The organism is Pseudomonas sp. 3JA (genome assembly GCF_036961705.1).
Classification (GTDB): Bacteria; Pseudomonadota; Gammaproteobacteria; order Pseudomonadales; family Pseudomonadaceae; genus Aquipseudomonas; species Aquipseudomonas fluorescens_Q.
In genome coordinates this window covers 1-18,011 of record NZ_JBAMDJ010000051.1, presented here as the reverse complement: position 1 = coordinate 18,011, position 18,011 = coordinate 1, and the positions used below count along the sequence as shown (strand labels likewise).

The window sequence follows — 18,011 nt, the reverse complement described above, 5'->3', positions numbered from 1 at the left end:
CTACCATCATTAAGTGCCTCCAGAGTCATCACTTCTCCAGAGGCATGAACATGGCGAAAACGGACATTCTCATTGTGGGAGCCGGTCCTACGGGATTGGTCCTGGCTTTGTGGCTCACCCGGCAGGGGCTTGCTGTCAGGATCGTCGACAAGAGCAGCGGGCCGGGGGAAACCTCGCGTGCCATGGCCGTCCAGGCCCGCACACTTGAGCTGTATCGCCAGCTCGGCATGGCCGATGCGGTTATCGGAGCGGGGTACAAGACCCCGGCCATGAACATGTGGGCCCGGGGCAAACGCAAGGCGCGGATTCCTCTGGTGGAGGCTGGCGGGGATGTATCGCCTTATCCTTTTGTCCTCATATACCCCCAGGATCGTCACGAGCGGTTGTTGGTCGAACAGCTTCAGTCCCTGGGCGTCGAAGTCGAGCGGCAGACCGAACTGCTGTCCTTCGAGGACCCTGGCGACTACGTTATCGCACGCTTGAAACACGTCGATGGCCGCGAAGAAACGCTGACGACTGCTTACCTCGCAGGCTGCGATGGCGCGCGTTCGCTCGTGCGTCATCAGGTGGGAAGCGGCTTCGAGGGCGGCACCTATAAGCAGCTGTTCTACGTGGCGGACGTGTCTGCCAGCGGTTTCGAGCCTGCGGATGAGGCCCATATCGCTTTTGATAAATCCGAATTCGTGTTGGCGTTTTTCTATGGCGAAACTGGCCAATATCGCCTGATCGGTACGGTTCGTGACGAGCGCGCGGAACGTCCAGAGACGCTGACGTTCGAGGACGTTGGCCATGACGCGATCAACGGTCTGAACATCAGGATCAATGGCGTGAATTGGTTTTCCACCTACCGGGTCCATCATCGCGTCACGGATCAGTTCCGCTGGGGCAGGGCGTTTTTGCTGGGAGACGCTGCGCACGTCCACAGCCCGGCCGGTGGACAAGGCATGAACACAGGCATCCTCGACGCGATCAATCTGGCTTGGAAACTGGCGGCGGTCGTGAAGGGACAGGCGCCAGACGCGTTACTCGACAGCTATCAGGTCGAACGCCAGGCGTTTGCGCAAAAGCTTGTGGAAACGACGGACCGGCTGTTCACCTTTGCAACCGCCCAAGGCAATTTTGCCGACTTCGTGCGCACGCGCATCGCACCGCTTTTTGCGAGTGTTGCCTACAAAAGCGAGAACGTGCGTGAGTACCTGTTCCGGATGGTGTCCCAAACCACCTTGAATTATCACGAGAGCCCGTTGAGTGTCGGCAAGGCCGGTGACGTACTGGGCGGTGACCGTTTGCCCTGGGTACCGGTGCCGGGCGCCGATAACTACGAACCGCTTGCATCCATCGGCTGGCAGGTGCACGTCTACGGCGAGGCCCGGGCGGACCTGAAAGCCTGGAGCAGCCAGCAGCGGATCCCTCTGCACACGTTCACCTGGCAGGATGAGCATCATAAAGCCGGGCTGTGTCGGGACGCCGCCTATCTGCTGCGTCCCGACACCTACGTCGCCCTGGCGGATCCCCAAGCGTCTGCGGCAACGTTGAGCCGGTATTTCAGCGACCGGGGCCTGACGCTGCCGGCTTGAGCGCGTCAGGTGTGGCGATTGGCCCTTAGCCCAGATCCGCAGCCTCATGCCGCTCCGGCACCTGGCTCGCTTCGTCACCCCACGTGCGGTTGACCCGCTGCCCGCGCAGGACGGCCGGTCGTTTGGCAATCGCCTCTGCCCAGCGCTGCACATGGGTGTATTCGTGAGCACTCAGGAATTCGGCGGCGCCGTACACGTTGTTGCGCACCAGTTGGCCATACCAGGGCCAGACCGCGATGTCGGCAATGGTGTAGTCATCGCCTCCCAGGTATTGGCTTTCGCCGAGGCGGCGATCCAGCACGTCGAGTTGACGCTTGGCCTCCATGGTGAAGCGATTGATCGGGTATTCGAGTTTCTCCGGCGCATAGGCGTAGAAATGCCCGAAGCCGCCACCCAGGTACGGGGCAGAGCCCATCTGCCAGAACAGCCAGTTCAGTGTTTCGGTGCGGCCCGCCGGATCGGTGGGCAGGAAGGCGCCGAATTTTTCCGCCAGGTACAGCAGGATCGAGCCGGATTCGAATACCCGAATGGCGGGTTCCACGCTGCGGTCCAGCAGGGCCGGGATCTTGGAGTTGGGGTTGACCTCGACAAAACCGCTGGAGAACTGGTCACCTTCGCTGATGCTGATCAGCCAGGCGTCGTATTCCGCACCCGTATGACCCAACGCCAGCAGTTCCTCCAGCAGGATGGTCACCTTCACGCCATTGGGCGTGGCCAGGGAATACAGCTGCAACGGGTGTTTACCAATCGGCAAGGTTTTTTCGTGAGTCGGCCCGGCGATAGGGCGGTTGATGCTGGCGAACTGGCCGCCAGACGGGGCGTCGTTTTTCCAGACCTTGGGCGGAACGTAGGACGCTTGGCTCATCGGGACATACCTCATCGTTTGCTTGTGATGTGATCCCCCAGAGTCTACCGCTGTTCGTTCATGATCCGCGCTACTTCACCGGAAGCCTTGAGCTGCTCGAAAGCGCGCTGGGCCCTGGCGACGACTTCGTCAGGTGTGCTCAGGCTGAACGCCAGGTGGACCCTGTGGGGTTGCTCGTCGAGGGTATAGACCTCTTGCAGGGAAGTGAAATCCACTTGGGCATCCTTGCTCATCAGGCGCGCGGTGTTCTCCGGCATTGGCAGCAGTTGGATCTGGTGATTCAGCAGCTTTTGAAAGTTGTCGTGGTTGTTGGCCGAGATGACCAGCCGGGTAAACCCACGCTGTTGCAGGTAAATCTGCTTGGCGTCATTTCGCACCACACCGATGCTGTACTGCTTGGCATCCTCGAGGTTGTTGACGGCGATGCCTTCACTGTCGCGCATCTTGTAGAGCCGGCTCGCCACCCGATGTATTTCACCGACCCATTTGAATAGCTGCTCGCGGGCCGGGGTGCGGTCCAGCGGGAAAATCAATACGTTAGGCTCGTGCAGCGCCTTTTCGTAGGCCCGGGCCCACGGGTACAGCGACAGGCTGTAGTCGGTGAGCTGCGCGTTTTTCAGCGTTTGTTCGGCGATGCGAATGCCCGGTCCGACGACCTTGTCGTCACGCTGGTAGGCATAGAGCGAATCTTCGGTCACGACTTCGATCGCCTCGGCGTGGCTTTGCAGGCTGATCGAGGTGAGTAGCAGGCACGAGCAGAGCATTAGGCGGTGGTGCATATACAGACCTCATGACACGTGATGGTTCACAGGGCGATGCAATCGCGCCCCTTATGTTTGGCCCGGTACAGCGCCTGGTCGGCGCGTTGCAGCAGTTGATCGAAATGGTCCATGGTCTCCGGGTCCAGCTCGGCGACGCCGATGCTTACGGTGACAAACGGCGATACCTTGGAACCGCTGTGGGGCAGTTCACGTTCCGCCAGGCTTGCACGCAAACGTTGGGCGGCCTCGCAGGCCTGGGCGGCGTCGATGTTGGGCAGGACCACGACGAACTCTTCGCCACCCACGCGCGCAGTCAGTTCGCCAGAGCGGCCGAACACGCTGCGCAGGGTCTCGGCGATCTCTTTCAAGCACAAGTCGCCCTGCATGTGGCCGTAGGTGTCGTTGTAGATCTTGAAGAAATCGACATCGCACATGAGCACCGCCAGCGGGGTCTTGTGGCGGATCGCCCGGCGAAACTCGATCTCCTTCAACTCGTCGAAATAGCGACGGTTGGCCAGCCCCGTCAAATCATCGTGACGTGACAGTGCTTCGAGGGCCTGGTTGGCCGCCTTCAATTCTGCGGTGCGGGCCTCGACCAGTTCGGCCATTTGGTCGCGGCTGGCGGCAAGCGCCAGTTCGTCTGAATGTTGGCGCTCCAAATGGGCGCGCAGGTTGTCCTGGAGGGTATTGACCTGGCATTCGAGCAGGCTCAGCTCGTCTTGGCGCCGCACCGCCCGTTGCAGCTTGAGGTGACGCTTGAGGGTTTGCGGCGCCAGTTCGCCCAGGTGCCGGGCGATGTGCACCACATGCACGGTCACCAGGCGGTTGAACACGGTCATGATCAACCCGGCCAGCAGCAAGGACTGGATGAGCTGGGTGATGACGATGCTGCGTGCCTCGCCCCAGAGGCGCTCCCACAGCAGGTTATTGTCGCCTTCGATGGTCAGCTCGCCGACTTTTTCATGGGCCCCGGCGTAGGGCTGTGCGATGAGTTGGCGATGCAGCACCGGCACCACGCCCGATTGAGCGACGGGGTATCGATTGAGTTCGATGACTTCAGGCGCTTGCCCGGGGCGCAGGATGTTCAACACCAGGCGTCCCACGGGCGCCGCCATGGCGACGCTGGCGATTTGCTGGTCGAGGGATTCACGGTCCAGTTCCCAAATGGCATGGGCCAGGGTGTTCTGGAACACTTGGTCGATCAGGGCCAGCTCCGAATTCATTTCCGCCAGGTTGTTTTCCCAGGCCATCCAGGTACGCCAGGTGACCATCACCAGGGTAAAAAGCAGGCAGAACAACAGCGTTGCCAGTACCAGGCGGCGTCCCAGGGAGCTGAACGCCTTGGTCTGTGGTTGTGAGGAGGCCGTACGAAAATTGGCATCCATGTCATAACCATTTGCGCAGGATGGCATCGTAGACGCCATTGCGCCGGATGGTCTCCAGGCCCGCCCGGAATTTCGCCACCGTATCGGCAGGCGTATTGCGGCTGAACGCCATGCTCAAGCCGTCGGCGCTGCTTAGCTCGGGCAGCGCCAGCGAACGGATCAGCAACTTGTCCGGGTCTTCGCCATTCTGGCGCGTCAGGTACAGCGCGTTGAGCTCATTGGAAATCCACAACTCCACGTGATCGACCTTGAGCTTGCGGTAGTTGTGTTCGTACTTGGTGCTCGACTGCAGTTCTTCACCGATGCGAAAACCCTTCGATACCAGGTATTGCTCACCCACGTCCTGATTGACCGTGGCGATCTGGTGCCCATGGGCATCGGCCAGCGAGTCGAGTTTCACCGGCCGGTCCGCCAGCGAGTAGATGTACCACTGCGTCGGGCCGATGCTGCCGACCCACTGGAAAAGCGATTCGCGTGCAGGCGTGCGGACGATCGAGTAGATCAACACGTTGCTTTCATTGAGCGCCAGTTCGTAGGCCCGGGCCCACGGCATGGAATGGATAGGCGCGTCCATGCCGACCTCCTTGAGCACGGCCTGGACCACCTCGGTGCTCATGCCGGTCATTCGGCCGTTCTGCGTCATGTTGTAGGGCGGTAGTTCCTCGGTCACGATGCGCAGCGGCGCCTCTGCCGCACAAACACTTGCAGTGAGGAACATCAGGACGCCCCACACTAGCAGGCGATTCAGCGGCAAACCCATTGATCATTACCCTATGCAACTGGCAGAGCCCGGAGGTCTGGGAGCTATTATTGATAGGGTTATCGGCTGGGCTGGCGCCTGCTTGAATCCGGTCTGTCGAAACCGCCAGCCCAGCCGAAGGATCAACCGTTCAACAACGTCATTGTGTGCGCCTGGTATCGGTCGCCCGCCACGGCACCTTCGCCTGCGAAAATCCCATCCAACCGGGCCAATTCACCAGCGCTCAACACCACCGAAGTCGCTGCCACGTTGCTTTCCAGGTACTTGCGTTGCTTGGTGCCCGGGATCGGGATGACATGGTCACCCTGGGCCAATACCCAGGCCAAGGCCAATTGCGCAGCGCTGATGCCCTTGTCCAAGGCCAATGCCTTGACCTGCTCTACCAGCACCAGGTTGCGATTGAAGTTGTCGGCCTGGAAGCGTGGGTTGAAGCGGCGATAGTCATCGGCGGCGAAGTCCTCCGGTGATTTCAGCTCGCCGGTCAAAAAGCCCCGGCCCAAGGGGCTGTAGGCGACGAATGCAATGCCCAGGCGTCGGCACGTATCGAGCACGCCATTGGGTTCGGGGTCACGGGACCACAGCGAGTATTCGCTTTGGACCGCTGCCAGGGGATGCACGGCGTGGGCTCGCTGGATGGTCTCGACACTGGCTTCGGAGATCCCGATGTGGCGGACCTTGCCGGCCTTGACCAGCTCGGCCATGGCGCCGATGGTTTCTTCGACGGGCACTTCAGGATCGATGCGGTGCTGGTAATAGAGGTCGAGGTAATCGGTATCGAGACGCTTGAGGCTGCCATCGACAGATTGCCGGACGTAGTCGGGGCGACCATTGACGCCGCGGGCATGGGGATCGCTGCTGCGCACCAGGCCGAACTTGCTCGCCAGGTACAGGTTTTCACGCTTGCCACGCAGGGCCCGTCCGAGCAGTTCTTCGTTGGTATGCGGCCCGTACATGTCGGCGGTGTCAAACAGCGTCACGCCCAACTCCACGGCGCGGTGCAGCGTGGCAATCGCTTCGCGCTCGTCCACGCCCGTGGTGTAGAAATCCGACATGCCCATGCAGCCCAGGCCGATGGAGGAAACGTGAGGGCCGTGATGGCCGAGTTGGCGAGTTTTCATGTTGATAGCTCCTGGAAATGAACGACCTGTGCAGTCTCTATCAAGGGGTTTCCTGGATAAATCCACGATTATTGGTTTAACTATTCGTGATATCTAAATAGTGAGGCGTGAGATTGGACCGATTACAGGCCATGCAGGTGTTCCGGCGCATCGTTGAACTGGGCGGTTTCGGCAAGGCGGCCGATGACCTTGGACTGCCCCGGGCCACCGTCAGCCTGCTGATCCAGCAGTTGGAAGCCCATCTGGGCGTGCAACTGTTGCAACGCACCACCCGGCAGGTGCGCGCAACGCTCGACGGGCAAGCGTATTACCAGCGCAGCGGCCAGTTGCTGGACGACCTCGATGACCTGGAAAGTTCGCTGTCGGTGCAACGGAGCCAGCCGCGCGGCACCTTGAAGGTGGACATGCCCATTGCCTTTGGTTGCACCTGGATCGTGCCGCGCCTGGCGGATTTCTACCGGCGCTACCCGGCGTTGCAACTGGACATCGGTTTCCATGACCGCCAGGTCCATCTGCAGCGCGAGGGCGTGGATTGTGCGATCCGCGCCGGCACTATCCTTGATCAAGGGTTGGTCGCGCGCCCCATCGTGCGGCTGCATCAGCTGACCTGCGCCAGCCCCGACTACCTCGCTCGCGCCGGCACGCCTCGCCGGTTGGAGGATTTGCCGGCGCACCAGGTCATCGGCTTTGCCTCTGGCAATGGACGGTTCTTCCCGTTCGAATTCGAAGTGGCGGGGCGGGTGCGCGAAATGCAATTGCCGAGTGAGTTGACCGTCAATAACGCCGACGCTTATGTAACGGCCTGTGAAGCGGGATTCGGCTTGATCCAGGTGCCGCGTTACCACGTGCAACGGCAGTTGGCCGAGGGCGGCCTGGTCGAAGTATTGAGCGAGTACGGCGTGCCGACGTGGCCGATCTCAGCGGTGTACCCGCCGCACCGACAGCTGTCACCCAGGGTTCGGGTGTTTATCGATTGGGTGGTTGAGTTGCTGCAGGGAGAGGCGGATGGGCAACGGGCGTTGATGGAGAGGGCGTAAGGTAATGCCGAACCCTTTGGGGAGGACCGACCCCTTGTGGGGGGGGGGGGAAACCCCCCCCCCCCCCCCACCGCTCGGCATGAAAGAATGATCTGTGGGAGCTTGCTCGCGATGACGGCGACCCAGCCGACATTGATGCTAACTGACCTGACCCTATCGCGAGCAAGCTCCCACAGGGTTACATGCTCAGCCAAACATACTGTCTCTTCTAGTCAGGACTCGCCGCAATCAACGCAAGGTATAGCCGCTGTCCACCACCCAGTCCTGACCATACACGCCTCGTGCACCCTGGCTCAATTGGAACAGGATGACATCTGCCACGGCTCCGGGTTCGAGGAATTGCCCGTTCAGCAGGCGCTGGTTGACGGCGCTGGCCACTGAACCCAGAGCCTCTGCATCGAGGCCCAGGGTGCCCCAGATCGGTGTGGCGGTAGGCCCCGGCGAAACCATGTTGAGACGAACGCCAAGAGGCGCCAGTTCAACGGCCAGGGTGCGCATCTGCGCGCGCAAGGCCGCTTTCGATGCAATGTACGCGGCCAACCCCGGGAAGGTGACCTGTTCGAGGAACGTGCCGATGAACACCACGGACGCCTCGGCTGCCAGGTGCTCGCGCAGGCTGCTCAGGGTATTGAGAGCGCCCGCGCCATTGACGGCCCATTGCCTGTCGAAAGCGGCCAGGTCCAGGCCGTCGGCCAGTTGCGCGATTCCCGCATTGGGTACCAGGCAATCCACCGGGCCGATGGAAGTGGCCAGTTGTGCCAGCCTGGCCTGGTCGGTCGCCTGTGTCACGTCGCCGGGCAGCCAGGACAGCCTGTCGCCAAACCGCTCGACCAGTTCGCCGAGGCCACCGATTTGTCGCGACATCGCGATCACGTTGGAGCCGTGCTCCAGCAAACGTTGGGTGACGGCCAGGCCAATACCCGAACTGGCACCGGTGACTACGCTAAGACCAGGTTTGAATTCATTACTCATGTGGCTTTCTTCCTAGGTTCGCCAAAAGGGGCAGAAGACCTGATCAGGAAGTGTGCCAATTAATAATGCCTTGCCAGTCAATGGGTTGGTGTTTGTTGGGTTATTTTGACTCGGATGCGTCGTGGTCATAAAGACCTGATTCTTGGTCTTTATGACCAATTCCATATTCGTCGTTGTGCACAGCCATCAAGCCTTTACCCAACGCTGGCGACTCCAACCGCTCAACGTATCGACCGCCAGAACCAGCAACAGCATCGCCAGAATCACCGTACTGCCTTGGGCCTCCTGGAACAGGCTGAGGCTGACATAGAGCATTTGCCCAAGCCCTCCGGCACCGACAAAGCCGAGCACGCTGGCCATGCGGATATTGTTTTCCCAGCGGTACAGGACATACGCCAGTAGCTGGGGCAGGAGGTTGGGCAATGTGCCGTAGCAGAACGCCAATACCGCATTGCCACCTTGCAGGCGGATGGCGTCGGCAGGTTCCGAAGGGGTATTTTCCAGGGCTTCGGCGAACAGCCGGCCGAGCACGCCGGTGGTGTGCAGGGCCAAGGCCAGGGTGCCGGCATTGGGGCCGAGCCCGGCGGCCAGGACCATCAGCGCCGCCCACACCAGTTCCGGAACCGCGCGCAAGGCATTGAGCACCAGCCGCGAAGCACTCTGCAGGGGCCAGCCGAAGCGCCCGGCCGCAGGCAGGGCCAATAGCAGGCCGAACACCGCCGCGAGCAGGGTGCCGAGGGCGGACATGGCCAGGGTTTCCAAGGCACCGTGACCGATGGCTTTCAGGTGGCCCAGGCTCAGGTCCGGGCTGAGAAAGCGCTGCGCATAAGCGCCCATCTGGTGCAGGTTGCCGCTGTCGCCGAGTTCGCCCAAGTCGATGCCCAGGTAGACGAACGAGGCAATGACTGCCGCAACGATGCCCAGGACAATGACCGCGTTGATCAGGCGATTCATGCCAACCTCCAGCGCAGCAGGCGGCTGAGTTGATCGGCGAGCAGCACCAGCACCAGGAACGTCAGCAGCAGGCTGGCGACTTCACCGCCGGCGAACATTCGCAGTGACAGGTCCATTTGCTGGCCCAGCCCTCCGGCACCGACGAAGCCCATCACTACCGAGGCGCGGATGGCGCATTCCCAGCGATACACCGTGTACGACAACAGTTCCGCCGCGACATTGGGCAGGATCCCGTAGCTGAAAGCGGCGAGCCGGCTGCTGCCAGATTGCAAGAGCGCGTGGGCCGGACGCTGGTCGACCGACTCGTAGATTTCCGCGTAGACCTTGCCCAGCATGCCGCTGTAGGTAATGGCGATCGCCAGTACGCCGGCCGTTGGGCCGAGGCCGACAGCACGGACGAAGAGCAAGGCCCAGACGATTTCCGGGACGCTGCGCAAGAAGATCAACAAGCCGCGTACCGGCCAGCGCAGCAGTTGGCCCCAATAGCCCGGATGGCCGGCGCGGGAGGCTGCAGACAGCGACAGGGCGCGGCTGGCCAGCAGGCTCGCGGGCACCGCCAACAGCAGCGCCAAGGCCATGCCGGCCGTGGCGATCGCCAGCGTCTGCAAGGTGGCCTGCCACAGCAGTTCAACGAATTCATCGCCATGGGCGGGCGGCCAGAACGCCGCTACGAACCGGCCCATTTCGCTCTGGCTGTCGCTCTTGAGCAGCACGCCGAGGTCCAGTTCGCTGAATTGGATGCCCGGCCACAGCAACACCAGGGCGAGCAGACTGAGCAGCAGGCGCGGGCGGGTGGCGGGGTCTCGGGTATCGCGGGTCAGCATCGGGGAATCTGCACACTCAAGGACGCGTGGGGCGTTGTTGGTGAAGACTGCAGTTGTTCGTTGGCGTAGAGCGTGTCGAGCAACGGACGGTCGACCGCCTCGGTTGGCAGGTCGAACAGGATCTGCCCGTCCCGCAGGCCAATGACCCGGGAAAAGTGCGCCAAGGCCAGTTCCACCGCATGCAGACTGGCGACCAGGGTGACGTTGTGTTCCCGGGCGTGGCGGCACAGCACCGAAAGCGTGTGCTCGGCCAATACCGGGTCCATGGCCGAAACCGGTTCGTCGGCCAGCAACACCTCCGGTGCCTGGTACAACACCCGGGCAATGCCCACGCGTTGCAGTTGGCCGCCGGACAGCTGCTGGCATTGCGCGAACAGTTTGTCGCCCAGGTCCAACTGGGCCAATGCCGCCCTGGCACCTGGAATATCCAGCGGGTGCAACAGGTTCAACAGGCTTTTGCCGATGCTCCACTGACCGAGCTTTCCGGCCAGGACTGCCGTGACCACACGTTGGCGCGGCGGCAGAGGGGGCGATTGGTGGATCAGGCCGATGCGTGCGCGCAGGCGTTGACGCTGGCGGGCAGACAGCTGCCAGGCGCGTTCGCCGAGCAACTGCAGCTCGCCGTTACCCGGGCGCAGGGCGGTGGCCAGCAGGTTGAGCAGGCTCGACTTGCCCGCGCCGGACGGGCCGATGATGGCGACCTGCTCACCGGCGCCGATGTGCAGGTCAATGCCCCGCAGCGCCTGGACGCCGTTGGCATGGGTAACGCTGACCTGGGTCAGTTGCAGGGTCATTTGAGCAGTTCGGCGGCGCGTGCGGCTTCCTCGATGCCCTTGTAGTTCTCAGGCTTGGTTTCGATGAAGCGACTGGCGGCTTGCAGATCGAGGATTTCCTTGTCCTTCGGGTTGGCCGGATCGAGTGCCAGGAAGGCTGCCTTTATCTTGGCCGCCAACGCGGGGTCGAGGGTACCGCGCACCGTCCAGTTGTAGTCGAAGTAGGCAGGGGTGGTGGCGAAGACCTTGACCTTGGTCGTGTCGACCTTGCCGGCAGCAACCAGTTTTTCCCAGACACTGGCGTTCAGTACCCCGGCGTCCACTTTGCCGGCCTGGACCCAGGCGACGGTGGCGTCATGGGCGCCCGAGTAGCCCACGCGACTGAAGTAGCTTTCAGGCTTGATGCCGTCCTTGAGCATGAAATAGCGCGGCATGAGGCTACCGGACGTCGACGACACCGAGCCGAAGGCAAAGGTCTTGCCCTTGAGGTCGGCGAGGGATTTGACGGCCGGATCGGCGGTGATGAATTTACTGGTGAACTGGGCGTCCTGTTCGCGCTGGACCAGGGGAATGGCATTGCCGGTTTTCAGGCGTGCCTGCACGAAGGTGAAGCCGCCCAGCCAGGCCATGTCGATGCGGTCGGTGGCCAGCGCTTCGACCACGGCGGGGTAGTCGCTGACGGGTACGAACTCGACTTTCATGCCGGTTTGCTGTTCCAGATAGGCACCCAGCGGCTTGAACTTGCGCAGCAGCTCGGTCGGGGCCTCATCGGGAATCGCACTGACTTTCAAGGTGTCAGCGGCCTGGGTCAGCAGGCTGCTAAAAGACAGGGCAACGCCGACGGCCAATGCCAGGGAACGCTTGAGCATGGAGGATCTCCGGTACATGAAGGCAAGGAAGGGTGAAGCATCACGCCCACGGGGATGGCGGTACGCCGCTCTGTGAGGGTAGACGAAGGAGAGCGATATTAACCGTTTCTGGCCTTGAACTCACTCATTCCCCCGTGGCGAGGGAGCTTGCTCCCGCTGGCCTGCGCAGCAGGCCCCAGCATGCTGACAGGCAGACCGCATTGTCTGGTTTTGCGACTGCTGCGCAGCCGAGCGGGAGCAAGCTCCCTCGCCACAGGTTCTGGGTTGTCTGGGTTGACGCTATCGCGAGCAAGCTCGCCCCACAGGGGGGAGGCGGGCGGGAGAACCGGGGCCTCGTCGGGTGAGGCCTCGGCGAATGAGAGGTCAGAACAGCTTGGTGAACAACCAGTAGAGGCTGCCGGAAAGGAGGATGGCAGCAGGCAGCGTCAGTACCCAGGCCATCACCAGGTTGCGAATGGTGCGCATCTGCAAGCCCGAGCCGTTGGCGACCATGGTGCCGGCCACGCCGGAGGACAACACATGGGTCGTGGACACTGGCAAACCGAACATGTCGGCGGCGCCGATGGTCAGCATGGCGACGGTTTCGGCCGAGGCACCTTGGGCGTAGGTCAGGTGGGACTTGCCGATTTTCTCACCCACCGTCACCACAATGCGCTTCCAGCCGACCATGGTGCCCAGGCCGAGGGCGATGGCCACGGCGATTTTCACCCACAGTGGAATGAACCGCGTGGAATTGTCGATCTGCTGTTTGAACAATTGCAGCTGGGCGCTGGTGTCGGCGTCGAAGTTGCCGACCTTGTTCTTGTCCATCAGGCGAATGGTTTCGCTGGTCAGGTACATGTCGTTGCGCACGTTGCCCACGGCTTCGGCGGGGACCCTGGCCAGCGAGCCGTAACCCTTGACCTCGGCGCCAATGCTGCCGGTCATCGCAGCCAGGGCCGGAACCAATTGCGGCGTCGCCTCCTTGCTGCCCACGTAGGTGGAAAGGATCGCTCGCGGATTTTCCGGGGCCGGCAGCGGCGAGTGCTTGACCAGGGCTTGCTGGGTGACTTGCGCCACGGCGGCGAATTGCAGTGCCTGGTCGGCCGGCATGGTGCGGTTCAGCGCATACGCCATCGGCAGGGTGCCGACCAGAATCAGCATGATCAGGCCCATGCCTTTCTGACCGTCGTTGGAGCCGTGGGCGAATGACACGCCGGTGCAGGTCAGGATCAGCATGCCGCGTATCCACCAGGGCGGCGGAGTATTGCCTTCCGGGGCCTTGTACAGCGAGCGGTTCTTGACGAAGGCCCGCAGCGCCAGCAGCAGCAAGGCAGCGCAACCGAAACCCACTAGCGGCGACAGCAGCAACGCATAGCCAATCTTGGTCGCTTGGGCCCAGTCCACACCGCTGGTGCCGTCACGCCCGTGCATCAGGGCATTGGCGACGCCCACGCCGATGATCGAGCCGATCAGCGTGTGGGACGACGACGCCGGCAAGCCCAGCCACCAGGTGCCCAGGTTCCACAGGATGGCGGCGATCAGCAGGGCGAAGATCATGGCGAAGCCGGCAGAGGAACCGACTTGCAGGATCAGTTCCACCGGCAGCAGGGCGATGATGCCGAAGGCCACGGCGCCGCTGGAGAGCAGCACCCCGAGGAAGTTGAAGAAGCCCGACCAGGCCACGGCGAAGTTCGGCGCCATGGAGTTGGTATAAATGACGGTGGCCACGGCGTTGGCGGTGTCGTGGAAACCGTTGACGAATTCGAAGCCAAGGGCAATCAGCAGCGCCACGCCCAACAGCAGGAACGGTGTCCAGGTGGTCACCACGGTGCCCAGTTCGTTCATGTCGTGCATCAGGCTGTAGGCGGTAAACAGCAAGCCGCAGCCCAGCACGGCGAAAAACACCACCAGGGTGATTACACTCGGCTTGTGGTTGAGCTGCGGTCTTGAACTGGGGGCGATGGAACTCGATGAGTCCATGACCAGGGTCTGGTTTGTCATGATGAAATCCGATTCGGTGAGCAGTGGGGTTGTAAGGCTCGGTGCCGGGCATCCCTGGCGGGCTGTGAAAGTCCCGGGGCACGATACGCGTCGGTGGCTTCGGACTGCGCAAGCATCTTCTTGTCGTCCCGCTGTGGCAGTTCGATGGCCGGCAATCGCACCGCTTCATCCACGCTAGTTGCAATTTGTTACATGGCGGTGACTGACATCTGTGCTTCACGCTCTTTCCCCTGGCTAAAACGTTTTTCCCAAGGGGATGTCGGCAAGATTGGGGTTATCGATTGCGCTCGACCGCGCAAGGGGCGCCCGGAGTTTCCCCAACAAGCGTCTGCTTGCATGGCAACGTGCAAGGTGTGTCATCCAGGTGTCATCGAAGCTATGGCAGGATCTTCGCAAACCATCGTGGGAAGTCCGGCAGCGCCTGTGCCTGCTGGCTGATGAAGCAAGGAACACCGCTATGAAAGGCGACGCCCCCCTGTTCGCGGCCATTGACTTGGGCTCTAACGCCTTCCGCTTGATGATCGGCCAGTCGGTCAAGCGCAATCGACGCCTGGTGATCCAGGAAGTGAAAACCCTGCGTGAGCCGGTCCGATTGGCCGAGGGCCTGCAGGCCGGGGCGTTGGACGAGCTGGCGCTGGATCGGGGCTGGCAGGCGCTCGCCCGATTTGGCAAGAAACTGCGTGGCTTTGAAGCCGCAAGGGTGCGGGCGGTGGCGACCAGTGCCGTGCGCGAAGCGGCGAATGCCCAGTTGTTCCTGGCCAGTGCCGAGCGGCACCTGGGGTTTCGGATCGACGTGCTGTCCGGGCATGAAGAAGCCCGGCTGGTGTATGCCGGTGTTGCCCATACCGTGCCCGGTGTCGAGCGCACGCGGCTGGTGGTGGACATCGGCGGTGGCTCGACCGAACTGATTCTGGGGCAGGGCGCTCAACCGCTGCTGACGGAAAGCATCGCCATCGGCAGTGGCACCTTTGGTGCGCGTTACTTTCGGGGCGGAAGCATCACCGCCCAGGCGCTGTTGGAGGCTGAGCGGGTGGCGGTCCTGCAGTTTGAACAAGTCGCGGCGGGTTATCGCGCCCAGGGCTGGCAGCAGGCAATCGGTTCTTCCGGTACGGCGCGGATGTTGGCCAAAGTGCTCAAGGCCAATGGTTTCAACGATGTTGGGCAAGGCGGCATTACCTACGGTGGATTGTTGCGTCTGTCGCTGCGGTTGCTGGAAGTCGGCCATGTCGACCAGCTCAGCCTGGCGGGCTTGCAAAGCCATCGCCTGGGCATCCTGCCCGGTGGCCTGGCGATCATGCTGGCGGCATTCAAGGTCTTCGGTATCTCGCAAATGATTGCTTCCGAGCCGGGCCTGAGGTTCGGCGTGCTGCATGGCCTGATGCATCAGCACTGAACACCGACGGTTGTTACCCATTGCCGTCTATCAGCGATGGCTCAATTTCGAGCATCGACGCCTCTTCGGCGACCCCTTCTTTACCAGATCATCCAGCATTTCATCGCCTGGGCAGTCGGTACGTCCGGTGATCGCAAAGCGTGGGCCTGGATCAGGATGATTGCGTGAACGGGGCTTTTCGCTCTTTCGATATGCAGTCAGTGAAGGCACAATGCGCATCCTTTTTTGGCTCGCCTTGCCCGGAGGCCTCGAAAATGATCAAAACGCCGTACTACCTCATCGACAAACAAAAGCTGCTGGCGAACATGCAGAAGATCGCCTATGTGCGTGAGCAGTCCGGGGCTAAGGCCTTGCTGGCGCTCAAGTGTTTCGCCACCTGGTCGGTGTTCGACCTGATGCAGCAGTACATGGACGGCACCACGTCGTCGTCGCTCTATGAGCTCAAGCTCGGCCGGCAGAAGTTCGCTGGCGAGACCCACGCCTACAGCGTCGCCTGGGCCGACGATGAGATCGAGGAGATGCTCGCCAACTGCGACAAGATCATCTTCAACTCCATCGGCCAGTTGCAGCGCTACACCGAGGCGTCGGCCGGCAAGGTCCGCGGCCTGCGGGTCAATCCGCAAGTGAGCAGCTCCGATTACCTGCTGGCCGACCCGGCGCGCCCCTTCAGCCGTTTGGGCGAATGGGATCCGGTGAAAATCGAGCAAGTCATCGAGCATATCTCCGGCTTCATGTTCCACAACAACTGCGAGAACGGCGATTTCGGTTTGTTCGACCAGATGCTGGGCACTATCGAAGAGCGCTTTGGTCACTTGCTGCATAAGGTCGAGTGGGTCAGCCTCGGTGGCGGCATTCACTTCACTGGCGAGGGCTACGCGCTGGACGCCTTCTGCGCACGGCTCAAGGCTTTCTCGCAGAAATATGGCGTGCAGGTCTACCTGGAGCCGGGCGAGGCCGCGATCACTCAGAGCGCGTCGCTGGAAGTTACCGTGCTCGACACGCTCTACAACGGCAAGCACCTGGCCGTGGTGGACAGCTCCATCGAGGCGCACATGCTCGATCTGCTGATCTATCGCCTGGACGCCAAGCTGGCGCCGAGCGAGGGCGAACACACCTACATGGTGTGCGGCAAGTCCTGCCTGGCCGGAGACATTTTCGGCGAGTACCAATTCGATCGTCCGCTGTCCATCGGCGATCGGCTGTCGTTCATCGACGCAGCGGGCTACACCATGGTCAAGAAAAACTGGTTCAACGGCCTGAAAATGCCGTCCATCGTAGTGAAGCAGCTCGACGGCAGCGTCGAGGTGGTTCGTGAGTTTGTTTACGACGACTATCTGTCCAGCCTGTCTTGAGCTGGCGGAAGGAGAAATGAAGAAATTGAAGAAGAACGTACTTATCATTGGTGCAGGAGGTGTCGCCAAGGTGGTGGCCCACAAGTGCGCGCAGCACAACGACGAACTCGGTCGTATTGCTATCGCGTCGCGCAACATCTCCAAATGCCAGGCCATCATCGACAGCGTCAAGGCCAAGGGTAGCCTCAAGCAACCCGCCGACATCAAGGCCTTTGCACTGAACGCTCTGGATGTCGAAGCGACCAAGTCGCTGATTCGCGAAACCGAGTCGCAGATCGTCATCAACGTCGGCTCTGCCTTTCTCAACATGTCGGTGCTGCGTGCCTGCATCGATACCGGCGTGGCCTACCTGGACACCGCCATCCACGAAGAACCGGGCAAGGTCTGCGAGACGCCGCCCTGGTACGGCAACTACGAGTGGAACCACCTCCAGGAGTGCCAGGAAAAGAACATCACCGCCATTCTCGGCGTGGGCTTCGACCCGGGCGTGGTCAATGCCTATGCGGCACTGGCGCAGCAACAGCATTTCGACCGCATTGATTCGATCGATATTCTCGACGTCAATGCCGGCTCCCATGGCAAATATTTCGCCACCAATTTCGACCCGGAAATCAATTTCCGCGAATTTACCGGACAGGTGTGGAGCTGGCAGGACAGCCAGTGGACCAGCAACACCATGTTCGAGGTCAAGCGCACCGACGACCTGCCGGTCGTAGGTTCGCAGAACCTGTACCTGACCGGCCACGACGAAGTGCACTCGCTGTCGAAGAACCTCGACGTGCCCAACGTGCGTTTCTGGATGAGCTTCGGCGAGCACTACATCAACGTGTTCACCGTACTGAGGAACCTCGGCCTGCTCTCCGAGCAACCGGTCAAGACCGCCGAAGGCCTGGAAGTCGTGCCGCTGAAAGTGGTCAAGGCCGTGCTGCCTGACCCGAGTTCGCTGGCGCCGGGCTACACCGGCAAGACCTGCATCGGCGACCTGGTCAAGGGCGTCAAGGATGGCCAGCCGCGCGAGATGTTCATCTACAACGTGGCCGACCACGAGGACGCCTACGCCGAAACCGACAGCCAGGGTATTTCCTATACCGCAGGTGTGCCTCCCGTGGCCGCAGCCTTGCTGGTGGCCCGTGGCGAGTGGGACGTGCAGCGCATGGTCAACGTCGAGGAGCTGCCTGCCGAGGCGTTCCTCGAGGCGTTGGATGTGATGGGCTTGCCGACGCGCATCAAGGACGAGCATGGAGACCGTCCCTGGAACCAAAACGCCTGAAGGACGCCAGGCAGGTTCCGTTCCGACTCTCCCGATAGGAACTCTTGAAGAAATGCTCCGTATCGAAAGGTACGGAGCATTTTTCGTTTATGACATTGATCGTTCCCACGCTCTGGTG

General features: G+C 61.6%; 16 protein-coding genes. 5 read left to right on the top strand and 11 right to left on the bottom strand.

The window, feature by feature from the left end; genetic code table 11:
• Positions 1–50: 50 nt before the first annotated feature.
• Positions 51–1,577: an FAD-dependent monooxygenase gene (locus tag V7773_RS27055; protein ID WP_336076165.1), complete on the top strand. Its 1,527-nt coding sequence runs from the start codon at positions 51–53 to the stop codon at positions 1,575–1,577.
• Positions 1,578–1,602: 25 nt separating this feature from the next.
• Here V7773_RS27055 and yghU read toward each other — a convergent pair whose 3' ends face one another.
• The 5 genes from yghU to V7773_RS27030 form a co-directional block, all read right to left on the bottom strand.
• Complete coding sequence (gene yghU, locus V7773_RS27050; protein ID WP_092461660.1) at positions 1,603–2,442, bottom strand: glutathione-dependent disulfide-bond oxidoreductase; 840 nt, start codon at positions 2,440–2,442, stop codon at positions 1,603–1,605.
• Between the two features lie 44 nt (positions 2,443–2,486).
• A complete protein-coding gene (locus V7773_RS27045; protein WP_336076164.1) occupies positions 2,487–3,221 on the bottom strand; it encodes a substrate-binding periplasmic protein in 735 nt (244 codons plus the stop codon).
• A gap of 26 nt (positions 3,222–3,247) precedes the next feature.
• A complete protein-coding gene (locus V7773_RS27040) occupies positions 3,248–4,588 on the bottom strand; it encodes a diguanylate cyclase (RefSeq protein ID WP_092141954.1) in 1,341 nt (446 codons plus the stop codon).
• 1 nt (position 4,589) lies between these two features.
• Entirely contained in the window at positions 4,590–5,348 is a 759-nt protein-coding gene (locus tag V7773_RS27035; protein ID WP_092141951.1) for a substrate-binding periplasmic protein, read from the bottom strand.
• A 122-nt stretch (positions 5,349–5,470) separates the two neighbouring features.
• Complete coding sequence (locus V7773_RS27030) at positions 5,471–6,466, bottom strand: aldo/keto reductase (protein ID WP_336076163.1); 996 nt, start codon at positions 6,464–6,466, stop codon at positions 5,471–5,473.
• Positions 6,467–6,579: 113 nt separating this feature from the next.
• On the opposite strand from V7773_RS27030, the gene V7773_RS27025 reads away from it, so the two are divergent.
• Complete coding sequence (locus tag V7773_RS27025) at positions 6,580–7,503, top strand: LysR family transcriptional regulator (RefSeq protein ID WP_336076162.1); 924 nt, start codon at positions 6,580–6,582, stop codon at positions 7,501–7,503.
• 228 nt (positions 7,504–7,731) lie between these two features.
• Here the strand turns inward: V7773_RS27025 and V7773_RS27020 are convergent, their stop codons facing one another.
• The 6 genes from V7773_RS27020 to V7773_RS26995 all read right to left on the bottom strand — a co-directional run bounded on the left by V7773_RS27020 (position 7,732) and on the right by V7773_RS26995 (position 13,878).
• Entirely contained in the window at positions 7,732–8,475 is a 744-nt protein-coding gene (locus V7773_RS27020; protein WP_063321638.1) for an SDR family NAD(P)-dependent oxidoreductase, read from the bottom strand.
• Between the two features lie 186 nt (positions 8,476–8,661).
• Positions 8,662–9,429: a phosphonate ABC transporter, permease protein PhnE gene (gene phnE / locus V7773_RS27015; protein WP_336076161.1), complete on the bottom strand. Its 768-nt coding sequence runs from the start codon at positions 9,427–9,429 to the stop codon at positions 8,662–8,664.
• Positions 9,426–10,253: a PhnE/PtxC family ABC transporter permease gene (locus tag V7773_RS27010; protein WP_063321636.1), complete on the bottom strand. Its 828-nt coding sequence runs from the start codon at positions 10,251–10,253 to the stop codon at positions 9,426–9,428. The genes phnE and V7773_RS27010 overlap by 4 nt, the downstream gene beginning before the upstream one ends.
• A complete protein-coding gene (locus V7773_RS27005) occupies positions 10,247–11,047 on the bottom strand; it encodes a phosphonate ABC transporter ATP-binding protein (protein ID WP_336076160.1) in 801 nt (266 codons plus the stop codon). Before V7773_RS27005 ends, V7773_RS27010 begins: the two co-directional genes overlap by 7 nt.
• Entirely contained in the window at positions 11,044–11,895 is an 852-nt protein-coding gene (locus V7773_RS27000) for a putative selenate ABC transporter substrate-binding protein (protein WP_014339226.1), read from the bottom strand. Before V7773_RS27000 ends, V7773_RS27005 begins: the two co-directional genes overlap by 4 nt.
• A gap of 363 nt (positions 11,896–12,258) precedes the next feature.
• Positions 12,259–13,878: an inorganic phosphate transporter gene (locus V7773_RS26995; RefSeq protein ID WP_092412014.1), complete on the bottom strand. Its 1,620-nt coding sequence runs from the start codon at positions 13,876–13,878 to the stop codon at positions 12,259–12,261.
• Between the two features lie 457 nt (positions 13,879–14,335).
• Between V7773_RS26995 and V7773_RS26990 the strand changes: the two genes are divergently transcribed.
• The 3 genes from V7773_RS26990 (at position 14,336) to V7773_RS26980 (ending at position 17,893) form a co-directional block, all read left to right on the top strand.
• Positions 14,336–15,271 (top strand): Ppx/GppA family phosphatase, encoded by a 936-nt coding sequence (locus tag V7773_RS26990; RefSeq protein ID WP_092221848.1) that lies wholly within the window; start codon positions 14,336–14,338, stop codon positions 15,269–15,271.
• 254 nt (positions 15,272–15,525) lie between these two features.
• Complete coding sequence (locus V7773_RS26985) at positions 15,526–16,623, top strand: carboxynorspermidine decarboxylase (protein ID WP_058545429.1); 1,098 nt, start codon at positions 15,526–15,528, stop codon at positions 16,621–16,623.
• A gap of 25 nt (positions 16,624–16,648) precedes the next feature.
• Positions 16,649–17,893, top strand: coding sequence for a saccharopine dehydrogenase family protein (locus V7773_RS26980; RefSeq protein WP_063325102.1), 1,245 nt, complete (start codon positions 16,649–16,651; stop codon positions 17,891–17,893).
• Positions 17,894–18,011: the final 118 nt, after the last annotated feature.

What these genes read in the sequence shown, in the direction of transcription:
- V7773_RS27055 (WP_336076165.1), top strand. Translation starts at nt 51, where the DNA reads ATGGCGAAAACGGACATTCTCATTGTGGGAGCCGGTCCTACGGGATTG.
- yghU (WP_092461660.1), bottom strand. Translation starts at nt 2,442, where the DNA reads ATGAGCCAAGCGTCCTACGTTCCGCCCAAGGTCTGGAAAAACGACGCC.
- V7773_RS27045 (WP_336076164.1), bottom strand. Translation starts at nt 3,221, where the DNA reads ATGCACCACCGCCTAATGCTCTGCTCGTGCCTGCTACTCACCTCGATC.
- V7773_RS27040 (WP_092141954.1), bottom strand. Translation starts at nt 4,588, where the DNA reads ATGGATGCCAATTTTCGTACGGCCTCCTCACAACCACAGACCAAGGCG.
- V7773_RS27035 (WP_092141951.1), bottom strand. Translation starts at nt 5,348, where the DNA reads ATGGGTTTGCCGCTGAATCGCCTGCTAGTGTGGGGCGTCCTGATGTTC.
- V7773_RS27030 (WP_336076163.1), bottom strand. Translation starts at nt 6,466, where the DNA reads ATGAAAACTCGCCAACTCGGCCATCACGGCCCTCACGTTTCCTCCATC.
- V7773_RS27020 (WP_063321638.1), bottom strand. Translation starts at nt 8,475, where the DNA reads ATGAGTAATGAATTCAAACCTGGTCTTAGCGTAGTCACCGGTGCCAGT.
- phnE (WP_336076161.1), bottom strand. Translation starts at nt 9,429, where the DNA reads ATGAATCGCCTGATCAACGCGGTCATTGTCCTGGGCATCGTTGCGGCA.
- V7773_RS27010 (WP_063321636.1), bottom strand. Translation starts at nt 10,253, where the DNA reads ATGCTGACCCGCGATACCCGAGACCCCGCCACCCGCCCGCGCCTGCTG.
- V7773_RS27005 (WP_336076160.1), bottom strand. Translation starts at nt 11,047, where the DNA reads ATGACCCTGCAACTGACCCAGGTCAGCGTTACCCATGCCAACGGCGTC.
- V7773_RS27000 (WP_014339226.1), bottom strand. Translation starts at nt 11,895, where the DNA reads ATGCTCAAGCGTTCCCTGGCATTGGCCGTCGGCGTTGCCCTGTCTTTT.
- V7773_RS26995 (WP_092412014.1), bottom strand. Translation starts at nt 13,878, where the DNA reads ATGACAAACCAGACCCTGGTCATGGACTCATCGAGTTCCATCGCCCCC.
- V7773_RS26990 (WP_092221848.1), top strand. Translation starts at nt 14,336, where the DNA reads ATGAAAGGCGACGCCCCCCTGTTCGCGGCCATTGACTTGGGCTCTAAC.
- V7773_RS26985 (WP_058545429.1), top strand. Translation starts at nt 15,526, where the DNA reads ATGATCAAAACGCCGTACTACCTCATCGACAAACAAAAGCTGCTGGCG.